This window comes from Accumulibacter sp. (assembly GCF_029255145.1).
In the GTDB taxonomy this organism is placed as follows: Bacteria; Pseudomonadota; Gammaproteobacteria; order Burkholderiales; family Rhodocyclaceae; genus Accumulibacter.
In genome coordinates this window covers 22,415-32,981 of record NZ_JAPUVQ010000062.1, presented here as the reverse complement: position 1 = coordinate 32,981, position 10,567 = coordinate 22,415, and the positions used below count along the sequence as shown (strand labels likewise).

6 protein-coding genes, 1 tRNA gene, 1 pseudogene and 1 CRISPR repeat array are annotated in these 10,567 nt (G+C 66.2%); of the genes and pseudogenes, 3 read left to right on the top strand and 5 right to left on the bottom strand.

Features of this window, described 5'->3' with window-relative positions; genetic code table 11:
* Positions 1 to 140 precede the first annotated feature (140 nt).
* Positions 141 to 715: direct repeats of the CRISPR family, unit length 28 nt; unit sequence GTCTCCCCCGCGTACGCGGGGATCGACC.
* 30 nt (positions 716 to 745) lie between these two features.
* Positions 746 to 934, bottom strand: a pseudogene (locus Q1L50_RS06555) (UPF0758 domain-containing protein); the annotation flags it as partial.
* A 136-nt stretch (positions 935 to 1,070) separates the two neighbouring features.
* On the bottom strand, positions 1,071 to 1,601 hold the full coding sequence (locus Q1L50_RS06550; RefSeq protein ID WP_300336900.1) for a hypothetical protein: 531 nt from the start codon (positions 1,599 to 1,601) through the stop codon (positions 1,071 to 1,073).
* A gap of 518 nt (positions 1,602 to 2,119) precedes the next feature.
* Between Q1L50_RS06550 and Q1L50_RS06545 the strand changes: the two genes are divergently transcribed.
* From Q1L50_RS06545 to Q1L50_RS06535, 3 genes are all read left to right on the top strand, one after another.
* A complete protein-coding gene (locus tag Q1L50_RS06545; RefSeq protein ID WP_300336898.1) occupies positions 2,120 to 3,559 on the top strand; it encodes an HDOD domain-containing protein in 1,440 nt (479 codons plus the stop codon).
* Positions 3,560 to 3,692: 133 nt separating this feature from the next.
* Positions 3,693 to 3,769 (top strand) — tRNA-Asp (locus Q1L50_RS06540).
* A gap of 279 nt (positions 3,770 to 4,048) precedes the next feature.
* Complete coding sequence (locus Q1L50_RS06535) at positions 4,049 to 6,073, top strand: LysM peptidoglycan-binding domain-containing protein (RefSeq protein ID WP_300336896.1); 2,025 nt, start codon at positions 4,049 to 4,051, stop codon at positions 6,071 to 6,073.
* Between the two features lie 44 nt (positions 6,074 to 6,117).
* On the opposite strand, the gene Q1L50_RS06530 is transcribed toward Q1L50_RS06535, so the two are convergent.
* The 3 genes from Q1L50_RS06530 to Q1L50_RS06520 are packed head-to-tail and all read right to left on the bottom strand — an operon-like array spanning position 6,118 to position 10,564.
* On the bottom strand, positions 6,118 to 8,109 hold the full coding sequence (locus tag Q1L50_RS06530; protein ID WP_300336904.1) for an ABC transporter ATP-binding protein: 1,992 nt from the start codon (positions 8,107 to 8,109) through the stop codon (positions 6,118 to 6,120).
* Positions 8,110 to 8,138: 29 nt separating this feature from the next.
* Positions 8,139 to 9,587: an ABC transporter permease gene (locus Q1L50_RS06525; RefSeq protein ID WP_300336895.1), complete on the bottom strand. Its 1,449-nt coding sequence runs from the start codon at positions 9,585 to 9,587 to the stop codon at positions 8,139 to 8,141.
* Entirely contained in the window at positions 9,587 to 10,564 is a 978-nt protein-coding gene (locus Q1L50_RS06520) for an ABC transporter permease (protein WP_300336893.1), read from the bottom strand. The genes Q1L50_RS06525 and Q1L50_RS06520 overlap by 1 nt, the downstream gene beginning before the upstream one ends.
* Positions 10,565 to 10,567: the final 3 nt, after the last annotated feature.

Below are 10,567 nucleotides of genomic sequence, written 5' to 3'. Positions count from 1 at the left end.
TGCCACGTTGCAAGAAGCCTAAAAACGGCGTAAAACCGACCCGTCCGAAACCGCTAAAACAGCCACTTCTCCTGGCCGCATTACGCCGCGATTCGCTGGCCTTAATGTGCCGCAAATTGACACCGCGTTCGCTGACCCGGGTCTCCCCCGCGTACGCGGGGATCGACCCCATCGGGAGCCATGAATTGCAGGAATCAGACCGTCTCCCCCGCGTACGCGGGGATCGACCTGGTAATGAGCTGTGGAACTATCGGCCGATCCTGTCTCCCCCGCGTACGCGGGGATCGACCCTGGCACTGAAGCCTTCCAAGGAGGTTCCCACCGTCTCCCCCGCGTACGCGGGGATCGACCCGCGGTCCGCTTGCACGCGGACTTCAACCAAACGTCTCCCCCGCGTACGCGGGGATCGACCCTGCGGTCAGCGGTACTGTCATCGACAGTACCGGTCTCCCCCGCGTACGCGGGGATCGACCTACACAAAGCGTCACACCAAAAACCGTCTATGTGTCTCCCCCGCGTACGCGGGGATCGACCCGTGCCACCGTTAGGACACGTGCCCACCGTACCGTCTCCCCCGCGTACGCGGGGATCGACCCGGCGTCATGCTCACGCTCGAAATGATCGACGCGTCTCCCCCGCGTACGCGGGGATCGACCTTCCCTTCGCGAATGCTTGAGATTGTTCCGCGAGTCTCTCCCGCGCGCGGAGATCGACCCAGCGTTCGCAGCACAGCCAGGACCTGGCCGGCGGCAACCAAACGTGTCAGGGCGCCGAAGCGAGCAATCGGTTGGCGCGCCAGATCGACCGCACGTCGGCCCCGACTGTCGACCCGCAGTAAGATCGCCAGCACCTCGGCATCCGACCGGGAAGCCGTGCCCTGTGCCAGCAGGCGCGCACGCGGTCGCTCGTCGTCAGGCCAGTCGGTAATCGCCATCTCGACACCGCAAGCGAAAGTGGGCGGAGCGATACGTCGGGTGGTCGGCCGGCGAAGCGCGGGCTTTGCCAAGCGACCTCACGACCACCCCGCGAAGCAGCGAGTCGTCCGCACCGTCAGCACGCCAACGCTTCCGTCATTGCCCGCAAAGAGGCTGGGCGCCATCTCGCCCCGACAAATTCGGGTGCTGCCCCGTCGAATGCACGATGCCGCTCGTCGCGTCGAACATCACATCAAAAAACTCCTGTGAATTCCAGCTGTTGCAGAACAGCCACGACCAGGCCAGCAAATTGCTCCGCGAGTAGAACTGCGTCCAAGATGACCCCGACGGACCAAGCACGCGCAGCACTTGGTCCTTGTTCATTCCCACCTGGATGCGCGCAAAATGCTCGGTGTTCAGCACCTTGTCAATGCGCTGCAGTTTTCCATCAGGGCCGACGTACGCCATGAAGGTCTGCGTGCCCAGCGGGCCGCGCGGGTACGCCAGTTGTTCGCTGCCATCCGGATTCTTCCAGACCATCGCCGGTTCGCCCATCGAGGCAAGAACCTCGGGCAGCGTCGACACACCCGGTTTGAGATTGCTGCCGCTGTAACCGGCACACGCAGAAACAAGCAGGGCACTGCCAACGACAAGCCCGCATACCAATGCCGAAAAGTTGCCGTCCATTGTCACCTCCATGCGAAATCGAGGTCGCGATCATCTTCACATACTCTTGTGGCAAGCATCGAGGAGGGGAAATCCAGATGCCCTGCCGAGAGTATCGTTGACGCTCGATGCCGCGGTCAATTGGTCGATCTCTCACCGGCAGGCATGACAATTGACTTTCCGCTGGTCGCCTGGCCGCCTCGGCCGGAACGCCGTACGCGCGGCCCTCGGGCCGCCTCCCTCGCGGCAGCGGACGGCGCTGGGCCGCGGTTGCCAAGCGACCACCAAGGAACGGCAGTGCGGAGGCGACACCCTGCGACAAATAGGACTTGCGCGCGCGGACGGCGACCGCGGCCGGCCATCGCGGCCTTGCCGGTACCAGCGGCCGCCCGGAATCAGCCGGAACCGGCGATTGACGGCAACCGCCGCAAGCCGGGATACTCTCATCGGCGGGGGAAACTTTCTGGCCCATCGTCCATCGACCGCCCACCGGGTCGCGACGGCAGACGACCCCCGGTGACAAGCAAGCGAGGCAGCAAATGGTACCGGCAGAACTTACCTTGGGCGATGCGTCGCTGATTACGGTCACCTTCCTGTTCACCGACATCGAAGGCTCGACGAACCTGTGGGAAACCGAGTCGGTGGCGATGCGCGTGGCGCTGCAGCGCCACAACGTTCTGCTCTCCTCGGCCATCGAGCGTTACCACGGCTACGTCTTCAAGACTGTCGGCGACGCTTTCTGCGCCACCTTCGACGATGCCGCCGACGCCCTCCGGGCTGCCTGCCGGATCCAGGCCAGCCTCGCCGCCGAACGCTGGCCAACGCGGGCCGGCTTGCGCGTGCGTGTCGCCCTGCACACCGGCGCCGCGTACCTGAGCGCTGGCGACTACTTCGGCACCACCGTCAACCGCTGCGCCCGTCTGCTGGCGGTGACGCTGGGCGGGCAGACGCTGCTCACCGCGTCGACCGAGGCGCTGGTGCGCGAATCGCTGCCGGCCGGCATCAGCCTGCGCGACACCGGCATGCTTCGCCTGCGCGACCTGCCGCACCCGATGCACGTCTTCCAGCTGATGCATCCCGGGCTGTCGCCAAGCCTCTGCGAACTCGGCGACACGTCCGGCGGCAACAAGCTGACCACCGAGCCGATGGCCCGCTTCAGGCCGGTCGACCTCTACGAAGTCCCGACACTGCCGACGATCGTCGTCCACGCGCTGAAGGTGCTGCAGAATCCGAACAGCGACGCGCGGGCGGTCGAACGGGTGATCGTCAACGACCCGGCGATCTCGGCCAAGATCCTGCGCGTTGCCAACTCGGCCTTCTTCGGCTACTCCCGGCGCGTCAGCACCATCGCCGAAGCCGTGCGCGTCCTCGGCTTCACCAACGTGCAGGGGATGATCATCTCGGTTGGCGCTTTCGATGCCTTCCGCACCGAACGTCTGAACCTGCTGGACTTCTGGAAGCACTCGATCGCCACCGCAACCGCGGCACGCTTTCTTTCGCCACGGCTGCGCTGCTCGGCCGACGAAGCGTTCATGGCCGGCATCCTGCACGATATCGGCAAGCTGATCTTCGCCGTTCAGGCCGAGCCCGGCTACCATCAGGTGCTGGCGCTGCGTCGTGGCACCGCCGCGCTGAGCAGCCTCGAGGCCGAACGCACGCTGTTCGAGTTCACCCATCCCGAAGTCGGCGAAATGGTCGCCGAACGCTGGGATCTGCCGGCCAGGTACGTCGCGGCGATCGCCCATCATCATGATCCAGATGCCGCCGGCGAGGAACGCACGTTCTGCGCCTTGATCGGCCTCGCCGATCAGGCAGCTTACGCGGCGCTTGACGCCGGACAGCCAGCTGCGGAAGGCGATGCCGAACGACGTGCGCTGCTCGACACGCTGGCCCTGCTTCCGCAGCAGTGGGACGAGTGCCTGCAACACGTGCGCGAAGCGCGACCGAACATTGCCGCCCTGCTGGGGGCTATCGGCTGACCGCGGGCGGCAATCGGCGCTATCGGGCGACGCGCGGCAAGACGCTGTTTTCCACTTGCCGGCCCGCAGAAATCGGCTATAATGCGCACCTTCCTTGCTGGCCAGAGCCTATTTGCCATCGGGAATGAAGCACGGAGTGGTAGTTCAGTTGGTTAGAATACCGGCCTGTCACGCCGGGGGTCGCGGGTTCGAGTCCCGTCCACTCCGCCAGCGATTCCAAGCACAAAGCCCAGTCTGACTGGGCTTTGTGCTTTCCGCCCGCGCTGCGGAGTGCGACCGGGTCGCCGCCAGGCAAGGGCCAAAGGTCGCCGGCCAGCCACCTCTGGCTCCTGATGTCGGCAAGGCAGATCACCTTCCTGCGCAATTGATACCCACGTTGACCGCATGATTGTTCTATAATCACCAGCTTGTAGCTTGGCGATTCGACCACGCGGACCGACGTCGTCGGGATGAGTGGCACCCGCCCGAGAACGAGAACAGGACCTACGGATGACGCCACGAATCGCATACGCAATCGCCCTTTCTCTTGGCTGCAGTACCGCCTGGTCCGACGAAGTGGCGAGCCAGGTGCCGCTGGCGAACCTTTCCCTGCCGCAGAAAAACGGTTCACCGCCGGCCGCAGCCGTGCCGGTTGGCGCCGATGGGCCTTTGCCGGTCATCGAAGTGGCTGCGCCGGCACAACTGCCTGAAACCATCGACCTGACGTCCGACTCCGAGGAGCTTTTCCAGCATCTGCGCCGTGGCTTCTCGATGCCGAACATCAACAACGAGTTGGTGCTCCATCACCAACAGTGGTACTCGAATCGCCCGGACTACCTGCGCCGGATGGTCGAACGCAGCAGCCGCTACCTGCATTTCATCGTCGGCGAACTCGAGAAGCGCGGCATGCCGATGGAACTGGCCCTGCTGCCGATGGTCGAGAGCGCCTACAACCCGACCGCCTACTCGCGCAGTCACGCTTCGGGGCTGTGGCAGTTCGTCCCGGCTACCGGCAAGCAGTACAAGCTGGAACAGAACTGGTGGGTGGACGAACGGCGTGACACCGTGGCCTCGACCGGAGCCGCGCTCGATTACCTGCAATACATCTATGAACTGCACGGCGACTGGCATCTGGCGCTGGCCTCCTACAACTGGGGCGAAGGCGCTGTCGGACGGGCGATCAACAAGAACAAGGCGCAGGGCCTGCCAACCGATTACCTGAGCCTGAAAATGCCCGAGGAAACGCGCAACTACGTGCCCAAGCTGCAGGCCCTGAAGAACATCTTCAGCAACCCGAACATCCTCGCCAGCCTCGGTATTCATGGCGTTCCCAACCGTCCCTACTTCGCGACGGTCACCAAGCCCACCAATATCGACGTCAAACTGGCGGCCCAGCTGGCCGAAATGCCGGTGCAGGAATTCGTCGCCCTGAACCCTTCGCACAACCGCCCGGTCATCAAGTCCGAGACGCCGATGGTGATTCCGGCCGACAAGGTTGCCACCTTCAAGCACAACCTCGAGACGCACGAAGAAAGCGACAAGCCACTGTCGTCGTGGCAAGCCTACACTTTGCGCCCCGGCGAGAAGCTCGAACAGGTCGCGCCGCGGTTCGGGATGACCCTGGCCAGCCTCAAGGCGGCCAATGGCATCCAGGGCCGCGGCCGCGTCGCATCCGGAGTGACGCTGCTGGTCGCCGGGCAGGATGGCGCGGACCCCGAAGACGTGGCCAACGCGGCGACCTCCCCCGAGCAGCCGGTCGTCAGCGCACCCACCCGCCTGCCGCAAGTCGTGGACCAGGCCCCGGTCGCAGCCGCTGCCGCTCGCACGCGCACGCAGACGCACACCGTGCGCAAAGGCGAAACACTGCTCGCGGTCGCCCAGCGTTACGACATGAGCCTGGCGGAACTCAGGCAGATCAACAAGCTGCGCTCGGACCGCGTGCAGCATGGCAGCAAGCTGACGGTTGCGGCGCCCGAAAAAGCCAGCGTTCCGGCACCGGCTGCGGCACCGCGCACGGTTGTGGCGGAGCGCGACGGCAAGCCTGCGCCGGCAGCCAGCACGCGCACCCACACCGTACGCAAGGGTGAAACGCTGTTCAGCATCGCCGATCACTACGACATGAGCGTGGCCGAGATCAAGCAGCTCAACAAGCTGCGCTCGGATCGAGTGACCGCTGGCAGCAAGCTCGCGGTGGCCGCTCCCGAGCCGGCCAAAGTGTCGTCAGCGCGGTCGCGAAGCGACGCCGCCGACGTTGACCGGAAGCCAGACCTGCGAGCGAACGTGGCCAGGGTCAGCTTTGTCGTGCCAGCGCCCAGGAGCGCCGAGGCGCCGGCCAAAAACGCCGAAGCGGGCACCAAGAAGGCGACCAGGCTTGCGCAATACACGATTCGTCGCGGCGACACGCTGGTTTCGATCGCCAGGCAGTTCAAGGTCGACAAGGATGACCTGCTGCGCTGGAACCGCATTCCGGCGACCGGCATCAAGCCTGGTCTGGTGCTGACCATCCAGCAGGTTCAGCAGGGCGCCACCCTGTAGCAAGGCGGCGGCGCCCCTGCCCCCGCCGACAGCGCATCGCAGCCCTACGAATACAGGTGGCAACGCACGCTGTGCGTCGCGGATAGCGTCGTCGTTTCGGGATAGCGCTGCTGGCAGGCGGCGCTGGCTTGCCGGCAACGCGGGTGGAAATGGCAACCCGCCGGTGGCGTGGCGGGTGACGGCGTTTCACCCGGCAAGCGGATGAATTCCGGCTGGGCATCGAGACGGGCGGTGGGAACGGCTGACAGCAAGGCACGCGTGTACGGGTGCTGCGGCGAGCGCAGGACGTCATCGACCGTGCCGCGCTCGACGATACGGCCCAGATACATCACCGCCACCTCGTGCGCGAGATGGTCGACCACTGCGAAATTGTGGGTGATGAACAGGTAGGCCAGCCCGAGCCGGGCCTGCAGCGTGCCGAGCAGATTGAGGATCTGCGCCTGCACCGAGACATCGAGCGCCGATGTCGGCTCGTCGCAGATCACCAGGTCGGGCTGCACGGCGAGCGCGCGGGCGATGGCGATGCGCTGCCGCTGGCCACCCGAGAACTCGTGCGGATAGCGCCCGGCGGCGGCCGCCTCCAGGCCCACCTGCTGCAGGACCGAGGCGATCGCCGCGACCTGGCCCTGCCGCTGCATATCGACCCGCAAGGCGCTCAGGCCCTCGCCGATGATCTCGCCGACCGACATCCGCGGGTTGAGCGAAGCGAAGGGATCCTGAAAAATCATCTGCATGCGGCGGCGCAGCGGCCGCCGCGCGTTACCCGACAGGCCGCCGAGTTCCTGCCCGAGCAGTCGCACCGTGCCGCCGCTGGCGGCGATCAATTGCAGGATGGCCTTGCCGACCGTCGTCTTGCCGCAGCCCGACTCGCCGACCAGCGCCAGCGTCCGGCCCCGCGCCAGTTCGAGCGAGACGCCATCGACCGCCCGAACGTGCCCGACGGTGCGCTGCAGGATGCCGCGGCGGATCGGAAAGTGCACCCGCAGATCCTGGACGCTGAGCAGCGCCCCTTCGGGCGCTTCGGCCGCCGCCAGCGCGGCGCCGTCAGCGAGGCCGCCCGCAGCCGCCCCACCGCCTCCCGGCAGGCTGTCGAGATGGCAGCGCAGCCAATGACCGGCAGCGACCTGCCGCCACACCGGTGCCTGCTGCCGGCAGAGCTCCCAAGCGTGCGCGCAGCGCGCCGCGAAGCGGCAAGCGGTCGGCATTTCGGACAGCGGCGGCACCTGCCCGGGAATGGTCTCCAGCCTGCCGCCACGGCGTGCCAGATCGGGCAAGGCAGCAAACAGTTTTTGCGTATAGGGATGGCGGGCGGCGGAAAAGAAGACCGCGCGCGGCGCCTCCTCGACGATCTGACCGGCGTACATCACGGCCACCCGCGTCGCCATCTGCGCGACGACGCCGAGGTCGTGCGTGATCAGCAGCATGCCCATCGCACGCTCGGCCTGCAAGCCCCGCAGCAACTCCAGAATCTGCGCCTGGATGGTGACGTCGAGCGCCGTCGTCGGCTCGTCGGCGATCAGCAGGCGCGGATTGCCGGCCAGCGCAAGCGAGATCATCACCCGCTGCTTCATGCCCCCGGAGAGCTGGAAGGGGTACTCGCCGAGGCGGCGTTCGGGGTCGGCGATGCCGACCGCGCTCAGCAGGTCCAGCGAACGCTGACGCGCTCGCTGCCCGGTCAGCCCGAGATGACGCGCAAGCACCTCGCCGAGCTGGTGGCCGACGGTGAGGACCGGATTGAGGCTGGTCGCCGGCTCCTGGAAAATCATTGCCATGCCGCCACCACGAACGCCCCGCATCTCGCTTTCGGGCAGCGCGAGCAGATCACGGCCGGCAAAACGCACCTCGCCGCCGGCAATCCGACCGGCTGCCGGCAGCAGGCGCAGCAGCGCCAGCGCGGTCGCCGACTTGCCGCAACCCGACTCGCCGAGCAAGGCCAGCGTCTCGCCGGCGGCGACCTGAAAGTCCACGCCATCGACGGCGCTCAGCAGCGATCGGCCGCTGGCAAAAGCGATCCGCAAAGCGCGTACCGCCAGCAGGAGTTCGTCGCTCACCCTCGCCTCCGCGCTCATGCCGACCCCGCGATGCGCGGATCGAAGGCGTCGCGGACGGCATCGGCCAGCAGGTTCGCGGCCAGCACCAGCGTGAACATGAACACGAAAGCCGCGCTCAGCGACCACCAGACCGCCGGCTCGCGGGCCAGTTCCATGCGCGCGTTGTTGATCATCGTGCCGAAGCTGATCATCGTCGGGTCGACGCCGATCCCGACGTACGAGAGCACTGCCTCGGCGAGGACCAGGCTCGAGAAGTCCATCACCAGCGCGATGATCACGATATGCATCAGGTTGGGCAGGATGTGCCGCCCGATGATCCGCAGGTCGGCGACGCCAAAGGCCTGCGCGGCCTGGATGTACTCGAGCTCGCGCAGCTTCAGCGTCTCGCCGCGCAACAGCCGGCACAGGCCGGTCCAGCTGGTCACGCCGAGGATGAAGCACAGCGCCAGCAGGCGCAGGTCGGCGCGTTCGGCAGCCGTGGCGAACCACTGCGGATGGTTGTCGATCAGCACCTGCATCATCAGCACCGCCGCGGCGATCAGCAACACCCCGGGAATCGAACTGAGCGTCGTATAAAGGTACTGGATCAGGTCATCGACCCAGCCCCGGAAATAGCCGGCCAGCACGCCGAGAAGGATCGACAGCGGCAAGGTGACCAGCGTCGTCACCAGCCCGATGACCAGCGCCGTGCGCACGCTCTTGAGCACCTGATAGAGGACATCCTGACCAACCTTGTCGGTACCGAAGACGTGATAATGCGTCGCGAGCATCGCCAGCGGCAGCGCTACCAGCAACAGGCTGCCGAACGCGGCGAGCACCGCGTTCCAGGCAAAATCGCTCTCGTTGCGCCAGATTCGCCGCCACGCCGCCCGGTGCGAGCAAGCCTCGGCGCGGGCCAGGCCGGCCGCCGTCGCCGCGGCAACGGCCCACCAGGCGAGCAGCGCCAGACCGACGGCTCGCAGCAGACGGTAGCCGATGTCGGCATCGCGGCGCCCCTCGTCGACGCCGAGATGCGCGCCGCCATGCCGCAACCGCGGGTAGTCGCGCCTTTGCTGCAACTGGCCAGCCGCGTCGCGCGACTCGATCGACTCCTTGGCGTACGCGCGCGTTGCCAGCGGTTCCGAATAGGTCTTCTCGTTCTGCGTGCGCAGCGGCGTCAGAATGAAGTCGAGCAACGACAGCACCTCGACGGCGTAGGCCGCCGGCTGGCCGCCGGCGTTGCCGGCCCCCTGCCCGGCGTCGTTTTCCAGACGCGGCCGGTAGTGCAGCGAATCGAGCAGACCGACGGCGACGAAGGCCAGCAGGACCGTCGCCGAAGCCATTCCCGCGCGACTGCGGCCGACCCGCTGCCAGGCCGTACGCCACAGCGGATTGCGCGCCGACAGCCAGCCGAAGGCGATCGCCGCCACGAACAGCAGCCAGATCAGCGCGTCGGACCAGAGAATAACCGGCAGGAAAGCCATCAGTTGAAACGGATCCGTGGGTCGACAAAAGTGTACGAGAGGTCGGTGAGAATCAGGCCGACGATGTACAGCACCGAACCGATGAAGACCATCGCCCGGACGACGGCAAAATCCTGCGCATTGATCGCATCGATGGTATAGCTGCCCAGGCCGGGTATTCCGAAGAACGACTCGGTGAGCAGCGAGCCCATGAACAGCAAGGGGATGACCACCACCACCCCGGTCAGGATCGGGATCATCGCGTTGCGCAGCACGTGGCGAAACAGCACCACCAGCTCGGAGAGCCCCTTGGCCCGCGCCGTGCGTACGTAGTCGCGCGAGATCTCCTCGAGAAAGATCGTGCGATACCAGCGGGTAGACGAGCCGATGCCCGAAATGACGCCGATCAGCACCGGCAGGATGACGAACTTCCACGCATCCAGCCCGCCGCCATAGCCCGAGATCGGCACCAGCCGCCAGATCTTGCTGATCAGGAACTGGCCGCCGATGATGTAGAACAGGCCCGAGATCGACATCATCGCCACGCACAGCACGACCCCCCAGAAGTCGAGGTAGCTGGCGCGAAAGAAGGTCAGCAGCAGGGCAAACGAAACGGTCACCAGCAAGCCGAGGACGAAGGTCGGCAGCGCGATCGCCAGCGACGGCCCCATCCGCGAGGTGATCTCGCGGGCGATATCGCGGCCGTCCTCGGCACGCCCGAAATCGCCGGCGAACATCCGCGCCGACTTGCTGAAGAAGATGGTGTCGGTGAACACCGCGCTGCCGCTGGCCGCCTGGTTGATGAACAGCGGCTTGTCGTAACCGCGTTCGGCCTTCCACTTGCCGATCGCTTCGGGCGTCACGCGCTTGACGCCGAGCTGCATCCGCGCCATGTCGTCGGGGGTGTTGACCACGAAGAACAGCGCGAAGGTGATCACGTTCACGCCGATCAGGATCGGCAAGGCATAAAGCAGGCGGCGAACGAGGTAGGCGAGCATGGT